The sequence below is a fragment of the Nocardiopsis sp. NPDC050513 genome (genome assembly GCF_044457925.1).
Classification (GTDB): Bacteria; Actinomycetota; Actinomycetes; order Streptosporangiales; family Streptosporangiaceae; genus Nocardiopsis.
The window spans coordinates 460128-485731 of the sequence record NZ_JBITHK010000003.1 but is presented as its reverse complement, the minus strand read 5'-3'; the positions used below and the strand labels follow the sequence as shown (position 1 = coordinate 485731).

Sequence of the window (25604 nt, the reverse complement as noted above, 5' to 3'; positions counted from 1 at the left end):
TCCTTCGGGAGTCAGTCGGAGCCGGGCGTGGCGCGGTCGGCCAGGAGGGCGAGTACACCCGCCACGGCCTGGTGGAACGGCTCCGTCGAGTCCGCCGCGCGCGCGAGGACGTAGCCGCCCTGCATGGCGGCGACCAGTGCGGCGGCGATCGGGTCCGGGTCCGTCGCCGGGTCCAGTTCGCCCCGGTCGCGCCCCTCCGCCACGACCTCGGCCAGGCGGCCGCGCAGCCACCGGAGGGTGTCGTCCACCGGGGCGCGCAGCTCGGCGTCGGCCATCACGTCCGGATCCTGGGTCAGTCGGCCGATCGGACAGCCCCTGAGGACGTCGCGCTCGCGCCGCATGTACGCCGTGATCCGGTCGAGGGCGGTGCCCGGTCCGCCGAACTGTTCCTCCGCCCGGTCGCGCAGTTCTCCGGCGGTGCGGCCGATGGCGGCCAGCGCCAGCTCCCGTTTGCCTCGGAAGTGGTGGTACATGCTGCCCTGCCCCGCTCCGGCCCGTTCGAGGACGGCCCGCGGGCTGGTGCCGACGTATCCGCGCTCCCACAGGAGCTCCCGGGTGCTTTCGATGAGTCGTTCCGCTGTGCTCACACCGAGATTGTACATACTAGTAGGTACAGAACGTTGCGCCCGACGTGCTCCTATGCTCGGACGTGCACGAACACCTGATGTGGGGAGCCACGACACCATGCTGGAGATGCTGCCCGGGCTCACCCGGATCTACGAGGAGTGGGCGCGGCGGTACCCCGACGTCCAACCGCTGACCATCCAGTTCGCCGCGGACGGCCAGGGCGGGGAAGGGCTGGACGGAGTCCTCGCCTACCCCCTGGAGGGGCACTGGCTCCTGGTGACCTTCGGCCTGACGGAGCTGGGCGAGAAGACCAGCGAGGAGAAGCGGATCTCCGGCGCGGGGTTCGAGTTCACCTGCCGGATCCCCCGCGACCCCGCCGACCGCTCCGTGCCCGCCTGGATCCTGCGCGTCCTGCACGCGCTGGCCGAACGCTTCCTCGCTGGCAGCGACCTGGACGTCGGCCACTGGATCGTCACCCCGTCACCGCTCGGCGGAGAACCCGCGAACGGTGACATGACGTCGCTGGTCATCGTCCCCGACGTCGAGGTCCGCGCCATGGACACGGAGAACGGGCTGGTCATGTTCTTCCAGCTCGTGGGTCTGCTCGCCGCCGAGGGCGCGGACGCGCAGGAGGCGGGGACGGCCGCCCCGCTCGTCGCGCTCCTGCGCGAACGCGACCCGAGACTGCTCACGGACCCCGGGCGCGAGCCGGTCCGCCTCTGACCGCCCCGACGCCGCCGGGCCGCCGCCCCGGCCGGGGCGGCGGCCCGCGTCCGTCCGAGCGGACCTACCTCCCGGCCGCGCGGTCGATGGCCGTGCCGATCGACCCCACCCGGTCGGCGAGCAGCCCCATCGCGCCGATCGCCCGCGTCATCGGGTCGTCCCCTGCCCCGCCCAGCGCGCGGCTCCGGCGGAACGCCTCCTTGACCTCGGCCCACCGGGCCTCCTGCTCGGGCGTCAGCACTCCGCGCAGCTCCGCGAGCTTGAGCAGGTTGGCCTCCGCCCCGGACGTCAGGGTCTGCGCCTCGCCCAGGTAGTGGTCGTCGATCGCGGCCTCCACCTCGGCGTCGTTCATCACCGGCACGATCTTCTCCGCCAACCGGTTCATGTTCCGGTACGACCCCTGGAGCTGGAACGGCGGCTCCGTGCGCGCGTCCTCCGACTGCCCCGCCGAGGCGATGTAGGCCTGGTTGTTGGCCAGCACCACCTCGCGCACGCGCAGCGTCTTGCGCAGCACCGACACGATCCGGTCCACCTCGGCCGCCGAGTACGGGTGCCGCAGCCGGTCCGCGCCCACCGACGCGTCGCCCTCGGCCATGCGCACGAACGTGTACACGTCCTCCCGGTCGCGCGTGGACAGCGGGGACAGCGTGGCGTTGGAGGTGAGCGCGTTCTCGACGTAGCTGAGCGCGAACATCTCCTCCTTGCCGGACAGCACGTCGCCCAGGTTGTACACGTCCGCGCGGTTGGCCAGCATGTCCGGGATGCGGAACCGCTTGCCCTGCTCCGTGTACGGGTTGCCGGCCATGCACACCGCGAACCGCTTCCCGCGCAGGTCGTAGGTGCGCGTCCGGCCGTTCCACACGCCCTCCATCCGACGCTGACCGTCGCAGAGCGAGATGAACTTCTGGAGCAGCTCGGGGTTGGTGTGCTGGATGTCGTCCAGGTACAGCAGCGCGTTGTTGCCCATCTCCAGCGCGAAGGAGATCTTCTCGACCTCCTGCCGCGACGTGGCGTCGGGCGCCTCGTCCGGATCGAGCGAGGTCACGCCGTGCCCCAGCGCCGGCCCGTTGACCTTGACGAACACCAGGCCCAGGCGGCTCGCCACGTACTCCATCAACGTGGTCTTGCCGTACCCGGGCGGCGAGATGAGCAGCAGCAGCCCGCTCTGGTCGGTCCGCTTGCCGTCGCCGGACGCGCCCAGCTGCTTGGCCAGGTTGTCGCCGATCAGCGGCAGGTACGCCTCGTCGAGCAGCCGGTTCCGGACGAACCCGCTCATCACCTTCGGCCGGAACTCCTCCAGGCGCAGCCGCTCGCGCTCGGCGGCCACCAGCGCGTTGCGGCGCCGCTGGAAGTCCCGGAACTCGGGGACGTCCCGCGTGCGGAACGACCGCGTGCGCGGCAGGATCTCGTCCAACCGCACGTCCAGGGACCGCTCGCGCACCCGCGGATGCGCGCCGAGCAGGCCCGTCACCGTCTCGTGCACGGAGGCGGAGGACTCGTACCGGTCCACGGCGGAGCCGGTCAGCTCGAGCGCCGCCGCCTCGGGCAGGTCGCCCGGATCCACCGCGTCGAGCGTGCCCGCGAACGCCTCCAGCCACGCGGTCACCAGCTGGTGCCGCGCCGACAGGTCGCCCTCCAACGCCCGCAGGTCGTCCTCGAACGCCTTGCGCGTGGTCTCCCGCGTACTGCCCAACGCGCGGTGGAACCGGTCGAGCAGCGTCCGCGCGCCCGCGCCGGTGACGAAGCCCGCCGCCGTCCGCGACCCCTCGGCCAGCTCCTCGAACAGGTACTCGCCCACCAGCTCCAGGTCGGTGTCCTGGAACAGTCCGGTCTCGGTGAGGAAGGCGTCCACGCCCCCGGCCAGCTCCGCGCGGAGCGCGTCGACCGCCGCCGAGCGCCGCGCGCCGAACACCGCGCGGGCCCGGGCCAGCGATCCCGCGCGCGTGCGCCACGCCGACCGGTCCTCCTCGCCCGCGCCGTAGGCCCAGAACAGCTGCGTCACCGCCCGCACGGCGCCCGGGTACCGCAGCAGACCCGCCCCGGCGCGCAGTCTGAGCAGCGCGGACAGGATCAGGGCGGCGTCGTGGTCGTGCACGCCGCGCTCGTAGCCCTCGTCGTAGCGGTTCTCGGCGACGCCGCGCACCAGCTCCAGCAGCGACCCGTTCTCAGCGTGCACGCCCGCCTCGGCCAGGGCGTCGAGGCTGAGCCCGTCCGCGCCCTCCTCGGCCGCGGCCAGGATCGACGTCGCCAGGTACTCCGCCCGGTAGACGTCGTCGCTCTCGGAGACCAGCAGCCGGTTCCACAGGTGGCGGGTCCGACCGAAGGCCGCGTCCGTGACCGGTTCGCGGAAGTCGGTGCCGGTGAGCACGACCGCCATCTCCCCGCCGTGCGGGGTGAGCGTGAGGTCGATCGGCTGGGTGTTGACCGCGAACCGGTGCCGCCCCAGCCGGATCGTCTCGCCGCCCGGCCCGCCCTCGAACAGGTCGGTCCGGTCCCGCAGCGCCCGCCCTGCCTCCTGGCGGGCCGACAGGATCCGCCCCTCCAGCTCCTCGGCGCGCACGCTGTCGCCGAGCTCGCGCATCTCCCCGACGGTGCGCCGCAGCCGCGCGACCATCGCGTCGGAGGCGAAGTAGGTGTTGACGTCCTCCAGGGTGGGGAGCGCGGCCACCCTGCGGTGCACGCCCTCCAGGACCCGGGCGGCGGACGTGGCCAGCCGGTCGGCCCGGCGGGCGCGCTCGTCCACGAGCGACTGCTTGCGGGTGGAGAACGCCTCGTAGACGTCCTCGCGCTTGTCCGAGAGCTCCGCGAGGAAGTCGTCGAACTCGGCGAACCGCGACTCCAGGTTCTCGACCTGGAGCATGATCCGTCCGAGCTGTTCGTCGCACCGGTCGGGGGTGTCGGCGGCGGCCAGCGCCCCGGTGATCGCCTGGCCCAGCAGCGAGAACTCGGCGGCGAACTCGGCCCGGCCCTCCCTGGCCAGCAGTTCCCCGCGGCGCGCCTCCAGGGTGGCCCGGGCCCGGTTGACCCCGGCCAGGACCTCGCTGATCCGCTCCAGGATCCGGGTCCGCACGCGCGCGTCCCCGATGTCGAGCGAACCGACGGTCTCGGTGACCACCTGGAGGCCCTCGGCGCGCTCCTCGATCCGCTCGCCGACGGCCGTCGCGGCGCTGACCGCGTCGATCCCCCCGGCCTCCTCGACCAGCCGCGCGACCTCGGCGTGGTAGCCGTCGAACGCGCCGTCCTGTTCGAGGAAGGCCACCGTGCGCCGGCCGACCGCGCCGATCTCCTCGGTCAGCCGCGCGTCCAGTCCGGCCAGGCGTTCGGTGTCGACGTAGCGCGTCTCGCCGAGCGTGGCGGCCTGCCCCTGCGCGCGGCGCAGCCCGGTCAGCCGGGTCACCCAGCCCTCCGCCGACCGGGGGGTCTCACCGCGCGAGGTGCGGATGAGCGTCGTCACCCGCGCCTCGGTCTCCGCGAGGGCGTCGGCGGACTGCCGCGTCAGGGCCTGGACGGTCTCGTACTCCTCCAGCACCCGCTCGGCGGTGGCGCGCACCTCGGCCAGCGGCGAGGCGAGGTCGCCCAGCTCCCCGTCGCCCAGCCAGTGGAACCGGTCGGCCACCCGGCGGCACGACGCGATGATCGCCTCGAAGACCCCGGTGGACGGGCTCATGTCACTGGCGATCCGGGCGACGGACAGGCATTCGGACACGCCCCGCACCAGCTCGGCGTTGCCGATCCGCTCCAGCGGGCCCGTGCCCGCCGGCTGGGCCGCCGCGTACACGTCGGAGACGTACGGCGTCCGCCACACCTGCATCGGGTGCACGCGGGTGGGCTCGTCCGAGGTCTCCCGGAAGACGGTCATCGTGCCGTCGTCGAACAGGGAGTACCCGTGGCAGACGATCGGGTTGGCGACCTCCTTGCGGATGGTGTTGTACGACAGCAGCAGACTGCGGCCGTCCGCCGGGGAGTGGAAGACGTACAGCACGTCCTCGCCGTTGGGCGAGCGGACGACCCGCTCGAACTCCAGGTCGGTGACGTCGGTGTCGAACGTGCGGACGGCGCCCGTGGTCAGGTGGTACCCGCCGGGGAAGATGAGGCCCTGGTCGTCGGGCAGGCGCTGGCACGCCTGGCCGACGCCGTCGAGCCGCACGACCTCCCTGGTGCGGGTGTTGAAGACCAGGTGGCGCCACGCGGTCTCGTTGTAGGGCAGGACGCGCAGGAGGACGAGAGCGCCGACCCGCGCGTAGTGGACCGACGCGTCGGCCAGGCTCTGCAGCGGCTCGTCGACCGGTTCGCTGTAGATCCCCTCGCCGACCTCGGTGTTGTTCTCCACCTTGATCGTGAGGTCGCCGTTGACCGTCTCCACGAACAGCTCGTCGAGGATCGAGATGTGCGGGTGGCGGCCCGACACGTGGTCCTCGCGGGTGGTCTCCGTCCACGTGAAGTCGTGCGACGGAGGGCGCACGTGGTCGCGTTCGCCGCGGCTGTCGAGGTAGGACAGCGTGCCGGTGGGCGAGACCGCCCACCGGAGCACGCGCACGTCCTCCGTGTTCGGCCCGGTCTGGAACACCGCCAGCAGACGGTCCTCCACGCGGCGCAGCTGCAGCAGCCGGGTGTCCCGGTAGTAGCGGTACAGCTGCGCGAAGTCCTGCTGGAACGCCTCGTCGGACAGCAGCCCGGGGACGGCGTCCTCGGGCGCGGGGACGAACGCGAAAGCGTCGTCCCCGTGCTCGTGCCGGTGCACGGAGAACACGTCGCGGACGCGCGTCTCCCGCCGCAGGCCGATGAAGACGTTGTAGCCGAACAGGATCATGTCCCCGTCGGCGCCGTCGCCGACGGAGCGCCCGACGCTGATGATGTCCCGGGGCACGCAGTTGTGCTCGGTGCGGATGCGTTCGGTGCCCAGCAGGGTCATGTCCGACCCGCCGAACACCTCCAGGCGGCGGGCGTTGAGGGCCTCGGTCCGCCGGGCCAGCTCGCCGGTCTGTTCGCGGAGCCGGGCGCGGAGCACCTCGTAGGTGCCCGCGTCCAGCGTCCGCGCGTCCTCGGCGTCCGGTCCGGGGCTCGCGGTCTCCTGGGACTGGGCCTCGGTCACGGAGGGCCGCCTCACTGCTTCACGGGGGCGAGCGCGGTCACGGGGAGGGTGTCCACACCCAGTTCACGGGCCTTGCCGAGCAGCTGGCCGAGCTTGTCGGCCTGCGGTCCGCCCGCTCCGATGAGCTTGACCAGCAGGGCGGAGACGGTGAGGTTCTTGACGTCCTCGGAGTCGACGGACGACAGGAACCGGCGCAGCTCGGCGCCGAGGTCGGTCTCGCCGTTGAGGAAGCCGTTGCCGAGGGCCTGGACGGTCTCGGAGCTGCCGACGAAGCCGTCCACGGCCTTGCCCAGTCCGATCGAGTTGACCATCCGGTCGAAGAAGGCGCCGTCCCCGCCGACGATGCTGATGTCGGCGCTCTCCAGCCCGGAGGCCAGAACGGCGGCCTGGGCCTCGGCGACCTGGCGGTGCACGTCGATCCCGGCCAGGCGGACCTCCTTCTCGGCCTCCAGCCGCAGGCGGTACTCCTCGTGCTCGCGGCTGACCTGGTCCAGGGCGGCCATGGCCCCGGCCTTGTCGTTGAGCCCCGCGGCCTCGGCGCGCAGCTTCTTCTCGATGGCCTGGGCCTCGGCCTCCGCCTTCTCGCGGGCCACGACGGCCTCGGCGCGGCCGACCTTCTCGATCGCCTCGGCGTCCTGTTCGCGGACCTGGACCTCGGCCAGACCGGCCGCGGCGGCCTCGGCCTGGAGGCCCTCGGCGAGACGGATCTTGGCGCGGGTGTCCAGTTCGGCGGCCTGCTGGCGGGCCTCGGCGAGGGTCAGCTCCTCGGCGGCGCGGTGCTTGGCCGCCGCCTCGGCCGCCTCGGCGGCCTTGATGTCCTTGACCAGGTTCTCCTGGGCCTCGGCCTCGGCCTGGATGATGATCGCCTGGCGTGTGCGCTCGGCCTCCTCGACCGCGCGCAGCCGCTTGATCGCCTCCTCCTGCTCGGCGACGGTGCGGTCGACGGCGACCCGCTCGCGGACGACGTCGGCGACCTCGCGCCGTTGGCCCTCGACCTCCTTGTCCTTGGCGATGCGGGACAGCTCGGTCTCGCGCTCGCGGCCGATGACCTCCAGCAGGCGGTCCTTCTCGATCCGCTCGGACTCGATGGCGATGACGCGCTCGCGGTTCTTCTCGGCGACCGCGATCTCACGCTGCTGGTTCTGGTGCTGGACGCCCAGCGCCTCGCTCGTGCGGATGTTGGCGGTCTCGGCCTTGAGCCGCTCCTCGGCCTGGACGCGCGCGGTCTCGGCCTCCTCGCGGGCGCGGATGATCTCGATCTCGCGCTTGGCCTTGGCGGCGGCCTCCTCGCGCCGCTTCTCCAGCTCGGCGAGGGTCTCGGCGGTCTCGGTGTTCTGCCGGTCGATCTCCTTCTTGCGGTCGTTCTCGAACTCGTTGGTGCGCTTGTGCTCCCTCGACGTGCGCTCGGTGATCTTGCTGATGCCCTGCGCGTCGAGGATGTTGTTGGCGTCGTGCTGGTGCAGCGGGGTCTGCTCCAGCTCGTCGATGGCCACGTCCTCCAGGCTGTAGCCGTTGAGGTCGGTGCCGATGAGCGAGACGATCGCGTGGCGGAACTGCTCGCGCTGGGTGAACAGCTCCTCGAAGTCGAACTGCTTGCCGACGGTCTTGAGCGCCTCGGAGAACTTGGAGTTGAACAGCTCCTGGAGGGTGTCCTGGTCGCTGGCGCGCTCGGTGCCGATGGACTTGGCGACCTTCTTGACGTCCTCGGCGGTCTCGTTCACCCGGACGTAGAAGTAGACCCGGATGTCCGCTCGGATGTTGTCCTTGCAGGTCAGACCCTCGCGTCCGCGTCGGTCCAGGGTCAGCGTCTTGAGCGAGATGTCCATGACCTCGGCCTTGTGGAGGACCGGGAGGACGATCGCGCCGGTGAAGGTGACGTGGACGTCGCGGAGCTTGGAGATGATCAGGGCCTTGCCCTGCTCGACCTTCCGGAAGAGCCGCGTGACCATGAGCATCAGGGCGAGGAGGACGACGATTCCGACGGCCAGGGCGACGCCGACGGTCAGGAAGGCCGCGCTGGTCGCCTCCTGCCCGGTGGTCGTGGCGCTCGACAACACGTGGGGGTCTCCTTGTTCACATGACGTGCGGGGGCTGCGACGTGCGCCGGGGGAGGGGCGTGCGGCGGGGACCGCGTCCGGGGCGCTCGTGTGGATCTGACGTGGCGGTCAGCGGAACGGTTCCGCGGGGCCGGGATCAGTCCCGGCCGGGATCGAGGGCGGCGTCGAAGCCGGTGACCAGGAAGACGTCGTGGTCCCGGTCGTGCTCGAAGATCAGGGCGGTGCTGCCCGGGGGCAGGACCTCGCCGCCGGTGGTGCGGACGTCGACGGAGATCTCGGCTCCGGCGTCGGTGGTGATCCCGGCGCGGCCGAAGTCCCCGGTGGCCTCGCCGATGCGGATCACGCACGTGCGGCCGACCAGGTCGTGTTTGGAGTCGCCGCGCCCGCCGGGCAGGAACCGGGCGACGGCCATCACCAGTCCGCTGGTGACCGCCCACGCGGCGACCAGCGCGATCAGGAGGACCACGGCGCCGAGGGCGAGCAGCAGGGGGGTGGACGTGGTTTCGAGGAGGCTGGTCATGATGCCGCCCATCATGCTCACGAACCAGGCCACGCACACCATCAGGGTGAGCGAGACGGTGACCGGGGCGCGCCCCGACCGCTCGGCGTCGCGCCCGCGCGCGGCAGACCGCCCCGCGTTCCCCAGGAGCCCGGCCCGGGTCATGAGCGCGCTCAGGCCGGTGGCCTCGCCGTCGGCGTCCACGCCGTCGAGGAGTTCGGTGTCGGCCGCGCCGATCACCACGAACACCCAGTAGAGGGCGGCGACGACCAGCAGCGGGGTGAACAGCGCGGTGGGGAAACCGAAGGCGGTGCTCAGGAAAAGTCCCATCGGCCGCCCTCCTCCCCCGTGAACTCCGCTGCCGTGGTTCGGGGCGGCGGCCACAGGGGGCGGTCGCGAACGCCGAACCGTCCCGGACTCTACCGAACCCCCCAGTTCAGAACGGCCCCGAGGGTCGGATGTGTCCGCTTGTGGCCACGCCGAAGCCGCGAGACGAACCCCGGGGACGCGTCGGTCGCGTTCACCGGGCGCACGACGGGGGAACGGCCGACGCCGCCTAGAACGGGGGCGGGCCGGGCTGTTCCACCAGGGCCGGGTCCAGGCGTCCGGCCACGTGGTCGACGGCGACGTGGGAGTACAGCCGTGTCCCCGTGGCCAGGACCGAGTCGTCCGCGTAAAAGGCGGGGTCGTGGTTGGTGGCCGCGCCCCGCTGCCCGGGGATCGCGCGCAGCGCGCCCCCGACGTACTCGGTGTCCTGGCAGCCGAGCAGCACGAAGACCCCGCCGAAGGCGTCGATCAGCTCCGACACGTCGTCGTAGCCGAGGACCGCCTCGGTCCGCTTGACCCGGCCCTCCCCGACCACCCGCCTCAGGGTGGGCAGGACCGCCGACGTCCAGCTGGGCGTGTTCTCCACCGGGGGCACGCTCTGGAGGTACTCGACGTCGGCCGTGCATCCGTGGGCCAGCGCGATGTGCTCGGCGGCGCGGCGCAGACGGCCGCGCACGGTGTCCATGTCGGACGCGTCGAGGCACCGGACGGTGCCCCACAGGACCACCGAGGCGCCGATGACGTTGAACCGGCCCACGTCCTCCACGTGCCCGATGGACACGGTGATCGGCGAGGTCGCCGGGACCTGCCGGTAGAGCTGGCCGCAGGCGGAGACGATCTCGGCGGCCGGCGGCATCGGGTCCACGCCCAGCCACGGCATCGACCCGTGCACCTGCTGGCCCCGGACGGTGATCTTCACCAGGCAGGACGCGGCCAGCAGGCGGCCGACCCGGTAGCCGACGATGCCCGTGGGCAGCGGGACCACGTGCAGGCCGAACACCATGGTCGGGGCGGGGTCCAGCAGAGCCGGGGAGGCGACCATGGCGCGCGCGCCGCCGACCTCGTCCACCGGAGGGCCCTCCTCGGCGGGCTGGAAGACGAAGAGCACCGTGCCCGGGAGCTCCGAGCGCAGGTCGGACAGGACCTCGGCGGCGCCCATGAGCATCGCCGTGTGGCAGTCGTGGCCGCACGCGTGCGCCACCGGGAACGGCCCGCCGGGGTAGTCCTCGTCGACGACGGTGGAGGCGAAGTCGACACCGCTGTCCTCCCTGACGGGAAGGGCGTCGATGTCGGCGCGCAGCGCGACGGCCCGGTCGCCGGGCAGGCCGCCCCTGAGGACGCCGACGACGCCGTACCCGGCCACACCCGTCCGGACCTCGTCCAGGTTCAGCGAGCACAGGTGGCGGGTGATGAGGGCGGCGGTGTCCCGCTCCCGGTTGGGCAGTTCGGGGTGCGCGTGCAGGTGGTGGCGCCAGCCGACGAGCTTCGACCCGATCGCCGCCGTGTGCCGGTCGACGGCCTCCCACAGCGACTCCACGTCCGTCACGGTCCGACTCATCGCTCCTCCCCCCGGCGGCGTTGTCCACGCTAGACCGGGCTTCCTCCCGGTTGGTGTAAGCGCGGGCAAACGCTGTTCCCCGGGTGCCCGCGCCGCCGCGCTTCTGCTGACGGCAGCAAGGTCTGGCCTTCGCCCCGGCGAACCGCCAGACTGCCGGACATGAGACTTCTGATGCTGGGCGGCACCGCGTTCGTGGGCAGGGCCGTCGTCGAGGCGGCCCTCGGCAGGGGCTGGGACGTCACCGTGTTCCACCGCGGCCGCCATCCGGCCCCCGGGGGCGTGGCCGTCCTGCACGGCGACCGGACCGGGGCGGGCGGGCTCGCGGAGCTGGGGTCGGGGGAGTGGGACGCGGTCGTCGACACGTGGTCGGGCGCGCCCTCGGCCGTCGCGGCGTCGGCGCGCCTGCTCGACGGGCGGGTCGGCCACTACGCGTACGTCTCCAGCCGGTCCGTGTACACCTACCCGGCCGCCGCGGGGCTGGACGAGGACGGGCCGGTCGTGGAGGGCTCGCCCGAGGACGGCGACGCCGCCGACTACGCGCGCGCCAAGCGGGGCGGGGAGCTCGCGGTGGAGGCGGTCTTCGGCGACCGGGCGCTGTTCGCGCGCGCCGGGCTCATCATCGGCCCGTACGAGAACATCGGGCGCCTGCCCTGGTGGCTCGACCGGATCGCCCGGGGCGGCCGCGTCCTGGCCCCGGGCCCGCGCGACCTCCCGCTCCAGTACATCGACGTCCGCGACATGGCCGCCTGGATCCTCGACGCCGTCGAGTCGGGCCTGGGCGGCCCGTACAACCTGGTGAGTCCGCCCGGCCACACCACGATGGGCGCGCTGCTGGAGGCGTGCACCGCGGCCACGGGCTCCGACGCCGAGCTGGTCTGGACCGACCCCCGGCGGATCCTCGACGCGGGCGTCCAGCCCTGGACGGAGCTGCCGATCTGGCTGCCGCCCGGCGAGCTGTACGACACCCTGCACCGGGGCGACGTGTCGCGCGCCCTCGCCACCGGCCTGCGCTGCCGCCCGGTCGGTGAGACCGTCGCGGACACCTGGTCGTGGCTGCGTGCCCTGGGCGGCGAGGCGCCGCGGCGGGCCGACCGGCCCGCGGTCGGCCTGGACCCGGAGGTGGAGGCGAAGCTGCTCGGGCGCTGAGGTCGGCCGATCCGTGCGCCCAGCCGACGCCGGGGCGCGGATGCAAGGATTCGAGCATGTGTGACGACCGTCGAGATCCGACCTGTGGCGGCGCGGGTGCGGTGTCCCGCGGTGTGGAGACCGGCCTGCCCGTGGTCCACCTGGGCACGGTGATCACGCGTGAGGACGTGCACGCCCTGGAGGACGAGAACTGACTGTGTCAGACCGTCCCGGCGGAGACGATCCACGAGGTGGGCTGGCCGGTGATGGCGGCGATGAGGTCGTAGTCCTTGTCGTAGTGGACGATCGTTGCCCCATGCGTCTCCGCCGTCGCCGCGATGATGAGGTCGGGCAGAGGGCGGCGGTGCTGGCCCTTGCGGGCGAGCTCGTGCTGCACCTCGATCGCACGCCGCATCGCCCGGTGGTCCGTCGCCAACCATGGCAGCCGTTCGTATCCGGCGCGGAGACGCTCGTAGTCGGTCGTGTTCCTGGCCGAGTACAGCAGCTCCAGCGCGATCATCTCGCACATGGCGATCGCGTTGCCGGGTGAGACGAGAGCCCGGAGTGCTTCCTTGGCCTCCGGGCTCCGCTTCACCAGCTCGTAGGCCGACTTGTCCACGAGGTAGAGGGTCAACGCCAGGCTTCCTTCATTGTCCGCTGGTCCAGGTCGAGATCCATGCCCTCGATCAGATCGAGGAACTCGTGCGACCGTCTCCGGGCAGCGACCTCGCGAAGGGCCCTGTTCACGGTCTCCACCTTGCTCTTGGTGCCGAGTTCCTCCGCAGCGGCGGTCAGGGCGTCGTCGTCAATGTCGATGACCGTTCTTGACATCTCATGATCCCTTTCTCCGATATCGAATCTTCCTAGTGAAGGATATCATCTGAGTGGGCTCAGTGTCTGCGACAGCACGACGCGGGCCCGCCCTCCCCTCCCGGGAGGACGGGCCCCGCGTGCCGCGCCGGTCAGACCGCCGGCGCCTGCGCCCGCACCGGGGTCACGACCAGCCTGTCCGCGCCGTCGTCGACGTCCACCACGACCGTGTCCCCCTCGGCCAGCTCACCCGACAGCAGCTCCCGGGCCAGCGGGTCGCCGATCGAGGACTGCACCAGGCGGCGCAGCGGACGCGCGCCGTAGTTCGGGTCGTAGCCCGTGAGCGCGAGCCACTCGCTCGCCCCGGCGGTCACGTCCAGCTCCACGCGGCGGTCGGCCAGACGCCGCCGCAGCTTCTCCACCTGGAGGTCGACGATCCGCGCCAGGTCCTCCGTGGACAGCGCGTCGAACATGATCACGTCGTCCAGCCGGTTGAGGAACTCCGGCTTGAAGGTCGACCGCACCACGTTCATCACGCGGTCCCTGCGCTGCTCCTCCGGCAGCGACTGGTCGACCAGGAACTGCGACCCGAGGTTCGAGGTGAGGATGAGGATGGTGTTGCGGAAGTCGACGTGGCGGCCCTGGCCGTCGGTCAGCCGACCGTCGTCCAGCACCTGGAGCAGCGTGTCGAACACCTCCAGGTGCGCCTTCTCCACCTCGTCGAGCAGCACCACGGTGTAGGGGCGGCGGCGCACCGCCTCGGTCAGCTGACCGCCCTCCTCGTACCCCACGTACCCGGGGGGCGCGCCCACCAGGCGCGACACCGAGTGCTTCTCGGAGTACTCGCTCATGTCGATCCGCACGATCGCGCGCTCGTCGTCGAACAGGAACTCCGCCAGCGCCTTGGCCAGCTCGGTCTTGCCGACACCGGTCGGGCCCAGGAACAGGAACGAACCCGTGGGCCGGTCCGGGTCGGAGATCCCCGCGCGGGCGCGCCGCACCGCGTCCGACACCGCGGCCACGGCGTCCCTCTGGCCGATCAGCCGCCGACCCAGCTCCTCCTCCATGCGCAGCAGCTTGGAGGTCTCCCCCTCCATCAGCCGTCCGACGGGGATGCCGGTCCACGAGGAGACGACGTCGGCGACCTCGTCGGCGCCCACCTCGTCCTTGACCATCGTGTCGCCGCCCGAGCTCGCGGCCTCCTCCTCCGCGCTGGAGGCCTCCTCGATCTGCTTCTCCAGCTGCGGGATCTCCCCGTACATCAGCCGGGAGGCCTGGGCGAAGTCCCCCTCGCGCTCGGCCAGCTCGGCGCGCGTGCGCAGGTCGTCCAGCTGCCCCTTGAGCTCGCCGACCCGGTTGAGGCCCGCCTTCTCCTGCTCCCAGCGGGCGACGAGCGCGTTGAGCTGTTCCTGCCGGTCGGCGAGGTCCGCGCGCAGCCGCTCCAGGCGCTGGACGCTCGCCTGGTCCGACTCCTTGGCCAGCGCCAGCTCCTCCATCTTGAGGCGGTCCACGGCGCGGCGGAGCTCGTCGATCTCCACCGGGCTGGAGTCGATCTCCATCCGCAGCCGGGACGCGGCCTCGTCGATGAGGTCGATCGCCTTGTCGGGCAGGAACCGCGCGGTGATGTACCGGTCGGACAGGGTCGCGGCGGCCACGAGGGCGGCGTCCGCGATCTGCACCTTGTGGTGCGCCTCGTAGCGGCCCTTGAGCCCGCGCAGGATCGCGATGGTGTCCGCCGCCGACGGCTCACCCACCATGACCTGCTGGAACCGGCGCTCCAGGGCGGGGTCCCTCTCGATCCGCTCCCGGTACTCGTCCAGCGTGGTGGCGCCGACCATCCGCAGCTCGCCGCGCGCCAGCATCGGCTTGAGCATGTTGCCCGCGTCCATGGCGCCCTCGGCCGCGCCGGCGCCGACCATGGTGTGCAGTTCGTCGATGAACGTGATGATCTGGCCCTCGGACTCCTTGATCTCCGAGAGCACCGCCTTGAGCCGTTCCTCGAACTCGCCCCGGTACTTGGCGCCCGCGACCATCGCGGACAGGTCCAGGCTCACCAGGCGCTTGCCCACGAGCGACTGCGGCACGTCCCCGGCCACGATCCGCTGGGCCAGCCCCTCCACGACCGCGGTCTTGCCCACGCCGGGCTCGCCGATGAGGACCGGGTTGTTCTTCGTCCGGCGGCTGAGCACCTGGATGACGCGGCGGATCTCGCCGTCGCGGCCGATCACCGGGTCCACCTTGCCCTCGCGGGCCCGCTCGGTCAGGTCGACGCCGAACTTCTCCAGCGCCTGGTAGGTGTCCTCGGGGTTCTCCGACGTCACCTTCGCCGATCCGCGCACCCGCTCGAACGCGTCCAGGAGCGCCTCCGGCGTGGCGCCGACCTCGTCGAGCAGCCGCCTGGCCTCGCCGCCGTCGGTCGCCAGCCCCACCAGCAGGTGCTCGGTGGAGACGTACTCGTCCTCCAGCTGCTGGGCGCGCTTGGCCGCGGTGTTGATCGACACGATGAGCTGGCGGGAGGAGTTCGGGGAGCTGACCGTCGACCCGGCCGCCTTCGGCAGCGCGTCGATCGCCGCCTCCACCCGGTCCTTGAGCGTGTCGGGGTTGGCGCCCACCTCCTTGAGCAGCGGGCGGGTCACCCCCTCGGCCTGGTCCAGGAGCGCGGCCAGCAGGTGGAGCGGGTCCACCTCCGGACTGCCGTCCGCGGTCGCGCGCCGGACGGCCACCGACAGGGCCTCCTGGCTCTTCTTCGTGAGCTTGTAGTTCATCGTCCGGTGACTCCTTTCACCAGTCCCGTCACCCAGGGTGACTTGTCATGGCCGACCGTGCCCCCGTGCAGCCGTTCCGGAGCCCCGTCAGTCCTGTTCGTCGTCGCGGTCCTGCCGGGAACCGCCCTGCCCGGAACCGGAGTCCCGGGTCCCGTCGTCCTCCGGCCGTTCGGCCGTGTTGAAGATCGTCACGCGCGTGCGGCGCACCAGCTCGCCGCGCGCGCCCCCGCCCTCAGCGGGGCGCCCGCGCCGTGCCACCGCCCGCCGTGCCGCCTCCAACTCGTTGGCCAGGTGGAACACCTGCTCGCGCAGCTGCTCGACCTCGTGTTCGAGCTCCAGGATCCGCTTGATCCCGGCGAGGTTGATGCCCTCCTCCTGCGACAGGCGCTGCACCTCGCGCAGGAGCTGCACGTCGCGCATGGAGTAGCGCCGGCCCCGACCGGAGGTCCGCCCCGGTGACACGATCCCCAGCCGGTCGTACTGCCGCAGGGTCTGCGGGTGCATCCCGGCCAGCTCCGCGGCCACCGAGATCACGTAGACCGGAGCGTCGGCGCCGAAGGCGCCGAAGGAGTCGTTCACGTCGTTCACGCACCCTTCGCCCGCGCCTCGAGTCCCTCGCGCGGGTCGTGGTCGGTCGTCGCGGCGCGGAACTTCTCCAGCGCCTCGCGCGCGTCGCCGCTGACATTCGTCGGAACGGTGACCTCGACGGTCACGAGCAGGTCGCCCGTGGTGCCGTCCTTGCGCTTGGCCCCCTTGCCGCGGACGCGCAGCGTGCGCCCGTTCGGGGTGCCCGGCGGGACCTTCACGGTCACCGGGAACCCGTTGAGCGTCGGGACGCGCACCTCCGCGCCGAGGACGGCCTCGGGGAAGGTCACCGGCACGGTGATGGTGATGTTGTCGCCGCTCCTACCGAACACCGCGTGCTCCTTCACGTGGACGACGACGTACAGGTCGCCGGCCGGGCCGCCGTGCTCGCCCGGGGCGCCCTTGCCCTTGATCCGGATCCGCTGGCCGTCGGTCACGCCGCCGGGGATCCGCGTCTGGATGGTGCGGGTGCTCTTGCCGCGCCCGCTGCCGTGGCACTCGCCGCAGGGGTCGTCGACGACCAGGCCCCGGCCCTTGCACTCTCCGCACGGCTCGGACAGCGAGAAGCCGCCCAGGTTGGTGTTCTCGTGCCCGGTGCCGGAGCACTTCGGGCACATCCGCGGGGCCGTGCCCGCCTTGGCGCCGGTGCCCCGGCACGCGGGGCACGGGGCGTCGCTGGACAGGCGGAAGGAGCGGGTCACGCCCTCGGCCGCCTCGCGGAAGCTCAGTGTGGTCTCGGTCTCGACGTCGGTGCCGCGGCGGCTGCGTCCGCCCCCGCCGCCGCGTCCCCGGCCGCCGAACAGGCCGCCGAAGAGGTCGCTCAGCCGCTCGCCGCCGGACGCGCCGCCGGTGCCCTGGCCGAACAGGTCGCCCATGTCGAATCCGCCGGGCCCGGTGCCGCCGCCCGGACGGTAGGACCCGCCGAACAGCGAGCGCGCCTCGTCGTACTCCTTGCGCCGCTTGTCGTCCGACAGGACGTTGTAGGCCTCGGAGATCTCCTTGAAACGCTCCTCGGCCTTGGGGTCGTCGGTGTTCGCGTCGGGGTGGTTCTCCCGGGCGAGCTTGCGGTAGGACTGCTTGATCTCGTCCTTCGAGGCGGTCTTTGAGACTCCGAGGACCTTGTAGTAGTCCTTCTCCAGGTAGTCCTTGGTGCTCATCGACTGGTGCCTTCTCCCGCTGGTGCCGGTTGCGTCCGATGCTTACACGTGTCCCGCCTCCGTGCGGAACCGGGGTCGGGGCGTGGTCCGCGGACACGTGCTCCGCGGCGCGGCGAGCAGCGTCCGGGGAGCACGCCCCCGGTCCCTCCGGTCATGCCCGCCGTCCACACGGCGGACACGACCGGAGCGGAACCACGGGCGAACCCGTTACCTGCCGTCCGTCTCCTCGCCCCCGTCGGAGGAGGCGTCGGCGTCGCCGGTCTCGTCCGACCCGGCCGAGGCGCCCTCGACGGGGTCCCCGACGACCACGCGGGCCGGCCGGAGGATCCTCTCACCGATGCGGTACCCCGGTTGGAACACCTCGATCACCGTCTGGACGGAGACGTCGGGCGCCGGGACCAGGGTGAGCGCCTCGTGGAGGTTCGGGTCGAACTCCTCGCCCGCCTCCGCGTAGCGCTCCAGGCCGAGCTTGGCCGACACGGACTCCAGTGCCTCGCCGACCGCCTTGAAGCCCCCCGTGAGCTCGTCGTGCTCACGGGCGCGCCCGATGTCGTCCAGGATCGGCAGCAGCTCGCCGACGACCTGGGCGGTGGCCACCTCGCGGACGGCCACGCGGTCGCGCTCGACGCGCTTGCGGTAGTTCGCGTACTCGGCCTGCACCCGCTTGATGTCGTTGGTGAGCTCGACGACCCGCTCGTCCGCGTTGATCGCCTCGGTCACCACGGCCTCCGGGGTGTCGGGGACCTCGATGGTCTCCTCGGCCTCGGTGGCCTCGTCGGCCTCCGCGGCGGCCTCGGCCGCCTTGGGGTCGCGGACCTGGCCCGTCTCCGGGTCGATCCGGCGGTTGTCGCGGATCACCGGTCCCTGGTGCTCCTCACCGTCGCCGGAGCCGTTGGTCTTGTCCGACTGCGCCATCTGTGACGCGCCCTCCTTCCTCCACTCGTCCGTCGGCCTCGGCGTCAGGCCTGGGGGCCCTTGCCGTTGTCCTCGTCGACGATCTCGGCGTCCACGACGTCGGCGTCGTCGGCGTCGGACGAGGTCTGCCCGGCGTCGGCCGGGGCGCCCTCCTGGCTCTGGCTGTAGATCGCGGAACCGATCTTCTGGCTGGCCAGGGCGACCTTCTCGCTCGCGGAGCGGATCGCCTCGACGTCGGAGCCCTCCAGGGCGGTCTTCAGTTCGGCGACGGCCGCCTCGGTCTCGGAGCGCACGTCCGCCGGGATCTTGTCCTCGTTGTCCTTGATGACCTTCTCGGTCTGGTAGACGAGGGACTCGGCGTTGTTGCGGACCTCGGCCTCCTCGCGGCGCTTGCGGTCCTCCTCGGCGTACTGCTCGGCCTCGCGGACCATCTTGTCGATGTCGTCCTTGGACATCGCCGAACCGCCGGAGATGGTGACCGACTGCTCCTTGCCGGTGCCCAGGTCCTTGGCGGTGACGCTGACGATGCCGTTGGCGTCGATGTCGAAGGCGACCTCGATCTGCGGGACGCCGCGCGGCGCCGGGGGCAGACCGGTCAGGTCGAAGACGCCCAGCTTCTTGTTGTACTGGGCGATGTCGCGCTCGCCCTGGTAGACCTGGATCTGCACGGACGGCTGGTTGTCGTCGGCCGTCGTGAAGATCTCCGAGCGCTTGGTCGGGATGGTCGTGTTGCGCTCGATGAGCTTGGTGAACACGCCGCCCTTGGTCTCGATGCCCAGCGACAGCGGGGTGACGTCCAGCAGCAGGACGTCCTTGACCTCGCCCTTGAGCACACCGGCCTGGAGCGCGGCGCCGACGGCCACGACCTCGTCCGGGTTGACGCCCTTGTTGGGCTCCTTGCCGCCGGTCATCTCCTTGACCAGGTCCGCGATGGCGGGCATGCGGGTGGAACCGCCGACCAGGACCACGTGGTCGATGCCGCTGAGCTGGATCCCGGCGTCCTTCATGACCTGCTGGAACGGCGTCTTGGTCCGCTCGACCAGGTCGGAGGTCAGGCGCTGGAACTCGGCGCGGGTGAGCTTCTCGTCCAGGTGCAGCGGGCCCTCGGCCGAGGCCGTGATGTAGGGCAGGTTGATGACCGACTCGCTGGAGCTGGAGAGCTCGATCTTGGCCTTCTCCGCGGCCTCGCGCAGGCGCTGCAGGGCCATCTTGTCCTTGGACAGGTCCACGCCGTTGGCGTTCTTGAACCGCTCGACCAGCCAGTCGACGACCGCCTGGTCCCAGTCGTCGCCGCCGAGGTGGTTGTCGCCGTTGGTCGCCTTGACCTCCACGACGCCGTCGCCGACCTCCAGGAGGGAGACGTCGAAGGTGCCGCCGCCGAGGTCGTAGACGAGGATCGTCGCCTCGTCCTCCTTCTCCAGGTGGTAGGCGAGGGCGGCCGAGGTCGGCTCGTTGATGATCCGCAGGACGTTCAGGCCCGCGATCGTGCCGGCCTCCTTGGTGGCCTGGCGCTGGGCGTCGCTGAAGTAGGCGGGCACGGTGATGACCGCGTCGGTGACGTCCTCGCCGAGGTAGGCCTCGGCGTCGCGCTTGAGCTTCTGGAGGATGAAGGCGCTGATCTGCTGCGGGTTGAAGGTCTTGTCGTCGATCTTCACCGTCCAGTCGGTGCCGATGTGGCGCTTGACCGAGCGGATGGTGCGGTCGACGTTGGTGACCGCCTGGCGCTTGGCCACCTCACCGACGAGGACCTCACCGTTCTTGGCGAAGGCGACGACGGAGGGGGTGGTGCGGGAGCCCTCGGCGTTGGCGATGACCGTGGGCTCGCCGCCCTCCAGGACAGCGACGCACGAGTTCGTCGTACCGAGGTCGATTCCGACCGCACGAGCCATGGTTGCTACCTCCGTCAAGATTGAGTCGTTCAGACGTAAGTTTGCTTCGTCAGGTGATCGCTGTCAAATCAGTTGAGTCCACCCGACTCAAGTTGCTGTCTACGCACGGACAACGGTCGGCCCAGGCCTGGTGTTCCCGGCTGGGTGGACTTCACGGAGGAAATGGCGCAAACCCGGGCCAAGTCGGGGGGATCCTTGACTCCGGCCCAGGGGAACCCTGAGGGCGGCGCGCGGGAGAACCGGTCACGTCACGGATGCCCCGCGGTGCCCTTCCGTGACAGATGTCAGCTACACATAAAGGTGTGCGTGGTGTGTTCGCGGTCGTCCGCGGAGTGCCCGCGTGGTTCCGTGGTGTCGGCGCCCAGCGGCGTCGGAGCGCGGACGGGGGCCGGGTCCCGCGACCCGGCTCCGAACCCGGGTGGCGGCGCGGGCGCCGCCGACGGTCCCCGCGGCGGGGGCGGGTCGGTGGCGGCCGGGCTATTACTCACTAGTAACATATGTTTCGACCGCCGGTGTGTGGCGCACCGGACGACACAGCAGGATGGGAGGCCACGGGCGATGCTGTACCTGACACTGGGCATCATCACCTCGGTCTTCGCCGTGGTCGCGTTCACCATGTTCGCCCTGGCGCTTCGCCAGATCGTGCGGACCGTGGGCATCGGCCGTCCGGTGGAGCCGGAGCGCAAGGGGCCGTTCGGGCAGCGGCTCACGATGACGCTCGTCGAGATCGTCGGGCACACGAGGATGCTCAAGCGGCCGTGGGTCGGTGTGGCCCACTGGTTCGTGATGGTCTCCTTCCCGCTGCTGGTGTTCACCGTCATCGAGGCCCAGGGCGAGGTCTTCGATCCGCACTTCCACCTGCCGCTGATCCACGACTGGACGGTCTACGGCCTGGCCATCGAGATCATCGCGGGCGCCAGCCTCGTCGGCATCCTCGGCCTGACCGGCTACCGCCTGCTGTACGGCCCGAAGCGGATCGGCCGCGCGTCCCGCTTCATGAACTCCAAGCACTGGACGGCCTACTACGTCGAGGCCTACATCATCGGCCTGCTGCTGGCGATCTTCGCGATCCGCGGGTTCAAGGTCGCCTCGGGCGAGTTCCCGTTCCCGGTCTGGGCCACCCCGATCTCGCACGCGGTCGGCGCCGTGCTGCCCGGTGAGGCCGCCGTCGCCGATCCCGCCATCGCCCTCGTGGCCGCGTTCAAGCTGGTCATCAGCTACGCGTTCTTCGTCGTCCTGGCGGTCAACCTCACCATGGGCGTCGGCTGGCACCGCTTCCTCGCGCCGGTCAACATCTACTTCAAGCGCAAGGCCGACGGCGCGCCGTCGCACGGCGCCGCCAAGCAGATGATGGACAAGAGCGGCGTCAAGCCCCTCGACTTCGAGGAGGCCGACCCCGACGAGGACCCGTTCGGCGCGGGCAAGATCGAGGACTTCACCTGGAAGGGCCTGCTCGACTTCAGCAGCTGCACCGAGTGCGGCCGGTGCCAGTCCCAGTGCCCCGCCTGGAACACCGGCAAGCCGCTGTCGCCGAAGAAGGTCATCCTCGACCTCCAGCGGCACGCCTACGAGAAGGCCCCGTACCTGCTCCAGGGCATCACCGAGGAGACCCTCGCCGAGAAGCCCGACGAGAGCCACGCGGGCGTCGACGTCCTCGCTCTCCTCAACAAGCCGCTGGTCGGCACCGAGGAGGAGGGCGGCGTCATCCACCCGGACGAGCTGTGGGCCTGCACCAACTGCGGCGCGTGCGTCGAGCAGTGCCCGGTGGACATCGAGCACATCGACCACATCCTCGACATGCGCCGCTACCAGGTCATGGTCGAGTCCAACTTCCCGTCCGAGGCCAACACCCTCCTGAAGAACCTCGAGAACAAGGCCAACCCGTGGGGCATGGCCGAGGACCGGAGGATGGACTGGATCCAGGAGCTCGCCGAGCAGGAGAACCCGGTCGAGGTCGAGGTCGTCGACGACAAGCTGTCGCCGGACACCGAGTACCTGTTCTGGGTCGGCTGCGCCGGCGCCCTGGAGGACCGGGCCAAGAAGACCACCAAGGCCATCGCCGAGCTGCTGGACATCGCGGGCGTGAAGTTCGCCGTCCTCGGCGGCATGGAGGCGTGCACCGGTGACCCCGCGCGCCGCCTGGGCATGGAGTACGTCTTCCAGATGCTCGCCCAGCAGAACGTGGAGACGCTGAACGAGGCGGGCGTCACCAAGATCGTGGCCAGCTGCCCGCACTGCTTCAACACGCTCGCCAACGAGTACCCGCAGCTCGGCGGCACGTACGAGGTCGTCCACCACAGCCAGCTCCTGGCCAAGCTCGTGGACGAGGGCAGGCTGACGCCGGTCCGGAGCGTGGACGAGAACATCACCTACCACGACCCCTGCTTCCTCGGCCGCCACAACAAGGTGTACACGCCGCCGCGCGACATCATGGCGAAGGTCCCGGGCGTCAAGACGCAGGAGATGCACCGCCACAAGGAGCGGGGCTTCTGCTGCGGCGCCGGTGGCGCCCGCATGTGGATGGAGGAGCGGATCGGCAAGCGCATCAACACCGAGCGGGTGGACGAGGCGCTGACCACCAACCCCGACACCGTCTCCACCGCGTGCCCGTTCTGCCAGGTCATGCTCGGCGACGCGATCAACGAGAAGAAGTCGCAGGGCGAGGCCAAGGAGACGCTGGAGGTCGTGGACGTCTCCCAGCTCCTGCTGCGCTCGGTCAAGGGCGAGAGCCCCGCCGCGGGGGAGAAGGAGCCCGCCGAGGCCTGATCCGACGACGGACCCGGCGCGGGGCCGGCGCCGACCTGCGGGTCGGGGCCGGCCCCGCGTGTTGTCGGAGGTCTGGTGTGGGTGTGTGCATGCTCGTCAGGCCACATGCGGCCATTCCTGTGATAGTCCGATCGCGCGCGGTTACCGTTGACGTGACGGTGTCCCCAACCCCCGGAGGTGCCCGTGGGGAAGCATGACGATCCCTCCCGCTGGGACGGGCAGAAGGACAAGCCCCCGCCCCCGCCCACCCCCAATGACGGAGGGAGCGGCGGCGGAAAGCACGAGCGGGACGACAAGTGACCGACGACCAGACTCTCCGGTCCCGCCTCGCGCAGGGCATGCCCACAGCGTGGCGGGACTCCTTTCGGAGGGTGCCCCGCCACGAGTTCATCCCGGACACCGTCTGGGTCAGGGACACCGACGGCCGCCCACAGGCCCTCCGACGCGAGGACGACCCCGACCGTTGGCTGGAGATCTGCTACTCCGACGCCCCGGTCGCGGTCCAGCTCGACGACGGGGACGACAGCGGGCCCGGGTACGTGTCGTCGACGGCGTCCATGCCCGCGGTCGTCGCCGGAATGCTCGACGCGGCGGATCTCTCACCTGGTCTGCGCACACTGGAGATCGGCACGGGGACCGGGTACAACGCCGCGCTGCTGGCCTCCGTCGTGGGCGTCGAGAACGTCACCACGATCGAGATCGACGCCGTGCTGGCCGAGCGGGCCGCCGCCGCACTGGAGCGCGCCGGTTGGCCGGTCGAGGTCGTCCACGGCGACGGTGAGAAGGGGCACCCGGAGAACGCGCCGTTCGATCGTGTCGTGGCCACCGCGGCCGTGCGGGCCGTCCCCTACGCGTGGGTCGAACAGACACGTCCGGCCGGGATCGTCCTCACCCCGTTCGGAACGGTCTTCCACAGCGGGACCCTGCTCCGTCTCCGCGTCGGCTCCGATGGGGCGACGGCTCAGGGGAACTTCGGAGGGGACGCGGCGTTCATGTGGACCCGTGCCCAGCGTGCCCCGCACGGGGCCGTCGAGGACCGGGTGCTGCCCGAGCACGACGTCGATGAGCTGATGACCGGTCTGCATCCCTATGAACCGGTCGGGGGCTTCGACGCCAGCTTCGCCGTGGGCCTGCGCGTTCCGGCGATGACCTCCGTCGTGGTGTTCGACGATGACGATCCCGAGTGCGGTTCGTACACGGTGTACCTGATGGATCCCTACGCCGAGTCCTGGGCGTCGTGGCGGATCGAACCGGGTTCTGCCGAGTACACGGTGCGCCAGCACGGGCCACGGCGGCTGTTCGAGGAACTGGAGGCCGCCTACGCGTGGTGGAAGGGCCTCGGGAGCCCCGAGCACACGCGGTTCGGCCTCACGGTCACGCCGGACGGGCAGCACGTGTGGCTGGACGATCCGACGAACGAGGTGGCGCGCCCGTAGCCGTTCAGGGCCGTTCGGACGCTGGTCGCGTCCGCCCCCGCTCGGTAGACTCGGCGCGGGATGAGTACACGGAGGCCCCCGACCACGTGTCGGGGGCCTCCGCACGCTCGGGCTAGCGCGCCAGGCGGAGCACTCGGAGGACTGCCGTCCACTCCCCGCTGGGGAACCCAAGGTGCCCGGCCGTCCTGTTCCGGGTGTCGCGGACGAGCGTCTCGGCGCCCTCCGACACCTCGACGCACGCGGCTTCGTTGGCGCTGTAGCTGGACGTGTGGAACTCACGGGATGAATGCACGACGGCCTACCTCTAGTCGGTGATCATGCTCTTGATCAGATCGATGCTGGCGCTCCTGGACAGGGATTCGGCGGCGACGTCGTCCAGCGCGACCCGGTAGTCGGCCACCTGCGCCGAAGAATCCAGATAGGTGCCTCGACCACGCGTCTCCAGGTAGACGAGGCTGGGGTCCCGCTCATCCTCGTAGTCGAGGAGCACGGTGGACCCATGCATGCAGCCGTGCAGGCCCACGCTGATGGGCAACACCTGGAGCGTGACCGTGTCGACAGCTTCGGCGACGTCGACGAGGTGGCGGAGTTGGTCACGAGCGAGATCCGGAGCCACGGCCAGGCGGAGGAGGACGGCCTCGTCGAGGACGCACCGGAACTCGGGGGCGTCCGGTCGGGAGAGGAGCTTCTGCCGTTCCATCCGGGCCTCGACGATGCGCTCGATCTCCTCTTCCGTGCGGGCCAGTGAGGCGCGAGCGGACGCGGCGGCATAGGCCGGGGTCTGGAGCAGCCCGTGCACGACGATCGGGTGGAAGGCCGTGATGCGGCGGGCGCGGGCCTCGAACCCGACGTAGCCGTCGTCGAGGACGTCCTCGTACTCGTGCCACCAGGGCCGTTGCCGGGCCTCCTTGCGCAGTGCGAGGAGCGCGTCTCTTCGGGCTGGGTCCTTGACCTCGTAGAGGTCCAAGAGGGCTTTGAGCGCCGAAACGTCTGGGACGGAGTGGCGGCCACCCTCGATGTGGTTGAGGCGACCGGACGACCAGTCGAGCGCGAGGCGTGCCTCTTCGATGGTCATTCCGGCGGCTTCGCGCATGCTCCGAAGCTCGGCGGCGAACCGGCGCCGCTCGATGCTCGGTCGGTCTTTCTGTGCTGCCACGTCTGCCTTCGCTGGGTCGGGTGGTGCCTTCTGGATCATAAAGCTCCTACTCAGAACCGGTCATTCCGGTCAGTCTGACGAGGTCCTATTGACCTGTCAGTCTGACAAGGTCATTATGGTTCCTGTATTCGTCCCCGCCGGACCACCCATCCGGCGTCAACCCTCTGTGCTCAACAG

At 71.1% G+C, this 25604-nt stretch carries 19 protein-coding genes; 5 read left to right on the top strand and 14 right to left on the bottom strand.

Going from position 1 to position 25604, the window contains the following annotated elements; genetic code table 11:
* Positions 1 to 11 precede the first annotated feature (11 nt).
* Positions 12 to 587, bottom strand: a complete 576-nt coding sequence (locus ACIBFB_RS07470; RefSeq protein WP_397227320.1) for a TetR/AcrR family transcriptional regulator — start codon at positions 585 to 587, stop codon at positions 12 to 14.
* 97 nt (positions 588 to 684) lie between these two features.
* Between ACIBFB_RS07470 and ACIBFB_RS07465 the strand changes: the two genes are divergently transcribed.
* A complete protein-coding gene (locus tag ACIBFB_RS07465; RefSeq protein ID WP_397227318.1) occupies positions 685 to 1290 on the top strand; it encodes a suppressor of fused domain protein in 606 nt (201 codons plus the stop codon).
* A gap of 64 nt (positions 1291 to 1354) precedes the next feature.
* Here the strand turns inward: ACIBFB_RS07465 and ACIBFB_RS07460 are convergent, their stop codons facing one another.
* The 4 genes from ACIBFB_RS07460 to ACIBFB_RS07445 all read right to left on the bottom strand — a co-directional run bounded on the left by ACIBFB_RS07460 (position 1355) and on the right by ACIBFB_RS07445 (position 10823).
* A complete protein-coding gene (locus tag ACIBFB_RS07460; protein ID WP_397227316.1) occupies positions 1355 to 6382 on the bottom strand; it encodes a DNA repair ATPase in 5028 nt (1675 codons plus the stop codon).
* An 11-nt stretch (positions 6383 to 6393) separates the two neighbouring features.
* Entirely contained in the window at positions 6394 to 8439 is a 2046-nt protein-coding gene (locus tag ACIBFB_RS07455; protein WP_397227314.1) for an SPFH domain-containing protein, read from the bottom strand.
* Positions 8440 to 8575: 136 nt separating this feature from the next.
* Positions 8576 to 9268 (bottom strand): DUF1449 domain-containing protein, encoded by a 693-nt coding sequence (locus ACIBFB_RS07450; RefSeq protein WP_397227312.1) that lies wholly within the window; start codon positions 9266 to 9268, stop codon positions 8576 to 8578.
* A 226-nt stretch (positions 9269 to 9494) separates the two neighbouring features.
* Positions 9495 to 10823 carry a M20 family metallopeptidase gene (locus ACIBFB_RS07445; protein ID WP_397227310.1) on the bottom strand — a complete coding sequence of 443 codons (1329 nt, stop codon included), beginning with the start codon at positions 10821 to 10823 and terminating at the stop codon, positions 9495 to 9497.
* Positions 10824 to 10982: 159 nt separating this feature from the next.
* Here ACIBFB_RS07445 and ACIBFB_RS07440 point away from each other — a divergent pair, with 159 nt between their 5' ends.
* Both ACIBFB_RS07440 and ACIBFB_RS07435 read left to right on the top strand, forming a co-directional pair.
* Positions 10983 to 11969 (top strand): NAD-dependent epimerase/dehydratase family protein, encoded by a 987-nt coding sequence (locus tag ACIBFB_RS07440; RefSeq protein WP_397227308.1) that lies wholly within the window; start codon positions 10983 to 10985, stop codon positions 11967 to 11969.
* Between the two features lie 56 nt (positions 11970 to 12025).
* Positions 12026 to 12163 carry a hypothetical protein gene (locus tag ACIBFB_RS07435; RefSeq protein ID WP_397227306.1) on the top strand — a complete coding sequence of 46 codons (138 nt, stop codon included), beginning with the start codon at positions 12026 to 12028 and terminating at the stop codon, positions 12161 to 12163.
* 5 nt (positions 12164 to 12168) lie between these two features.
* Here the strand turns inward: ACIBFB_RS07435 and ACIBFB_RS07430 are convergent, their stop codons facing one another.
* The 7 genes from ACIBFB_RS07430 to dnaK all read right to left on the bottom strand — a co-directional run bounded on the left by ACIBFB_RS07430 (position 12169) and on the right by dnaK (position 20069).
* On the bottom strand, positions 12169 to 12582 hold the full coding sequence (locus ACIBFB_RS07430; protein WP_397227304.1) for a PIN domain nuclease: 414 nt from the start codon (positions 12580 to 12582) through the stop codon (positions 12169 to 12171).
* Positions 12579 to 12779, bottom strand: coding sequence for a type II toxin-antitoxin system VapB family antitoxin (locus ACIBFB_RS07425; RefSeq protein ID WP_397227302.1), 201 nt, complete (start codon positions 12777 to 12779; stop codon positions 12579 to 12581). The genes ACIBFB_RS07430 and ACIBFB_RS07425 overlap by 4 nt, the downstream gene beginning before the upstream one ends.
* A 131-nt stretch (positions 12780 to 12910) precedes the next feature.
* On the bottom strand, positions 12911 to 15523 hold the full coding sequence (clpB, locus tag ACIBFB_RS07420; protein ID WP_397227300.1) for an ATP-dependent chaperone ClpB: 2613 nt from the start codon (positions 15521 to 15523) through the stop codon (positions 12911 to 12913).
* Between the two features lie 87 nt (positions 15524 to 15610).
* Positions 15611 to 16111, bottom strand: coding sequence for a heat shock protein transcriptional repressor HspR (locus tag ACIBFB_RS07415; protein ID WP_397227298.1), 501 nt, complete (start codon positions 16109 to 16111; stop codon positions 15611 to 15613).
* Entirely contained in the window at positions 16108 to 17265 is a 1158-nt protein-coding gene (gene dnaJ / locus ACIBFB_RS07410; RefSeq protein WP_397227296.1) for a molecular chaperone DnaJ, read from the bottom strand. Before dnaJ ends, ACIBFB_RS07415 begins: the two co-directional genes overlap by 4 nt.
* 207 nt (positions 17266 to 17472) lie before the next feature.
* Positions 17473 to 18180 carry a nucleotide exchange factor GrpE gene (gene grpE, locus ACIBFB_RS07405; protein ID WP_397227294.1) on the bottom strand — a complete coding sequence of 236 codons (708 nt, stop codon included), beginning with the start codon at positions 18178 to 18180 and terminating at the stop codon, positions 17473 to 17475.
* A 44-nt stretch (positions 18181 to 18224) separates the two neighbouring features.
* A complete protein-coding gene (gene dnaK / locus ACIBFB_RS07400; protein WP_397227292.1) occupies positions 18225 to 20069 on the bottom strand; it encodes a molecular chaperone DnaK in 1845 nt (614 codons plus the stop codon).
* 558 nt (positions 20070 to 20627) lie between these two features.
* Between dnaK and ACIBFB_RS07395 the strand changes: the two genes are divergently transcribed.
* On the top strand, positions 20628 to 22835 hold the full coding sequence (locus ACIBFB_RS07395) for a (Fe-S)-binding protein (protein WP_397227290.1): 2208 nt from the start codon (positions 20628 to 20630) through the stop codon (positions 22833 to 22835).
* 371 nt (positions 22836 to 23206) lie between these two features.
* The gene (locus ACIBFB_RS07390) at positions 23207 to 24271 is read left to right on the top strand and encodes a methyltransferase domain-containing protein (RefSeq protein ID WP_397227288.1); all 1065 of its coding nucleotides are present in this window, start codon (positions 23207 to 23209) and stop codon (positions 24269 to 24271) included.
* Between the two features lie 112 nt (positions 24272 to 24383).
* Here the strand turns inward: ACIBFB_RS07390 and ACIBFB_RS07385 are convergent, their stop codons facing one another.
* Together ACIBFB_RS07385 and ACIBFB_RS07380 are read right to left on the bottom strand one after the other, a co-directional pair.
* The gene (locus tag ACIBFB_RS07385) at positions 24384 to 24563 is read right to left on the bottom strand and encodes a DUF397 domain-containing protein (RefSeq protein WP_397227286.1); all 180 of its coding nucleotides are present in this window, start codon (positions 24561 to 24563) and stop codon (positions 24384 to 24386) included.
* Between the two features lie 12 nt (positions 24564 to 24575).
* Positions 24576 to 25427, bottom strand: a complete 852-nt coding sequence (locus ACIBFB_RS07380; protein ID WP_397227284.1) for a helix-turn-helix domain-containing protein — start codon at positions 25425 to 25427, stop codon at positions 24576 to 24578.
* Positions 25428 to 25604 lie beyond the last annotated feature (177 nt).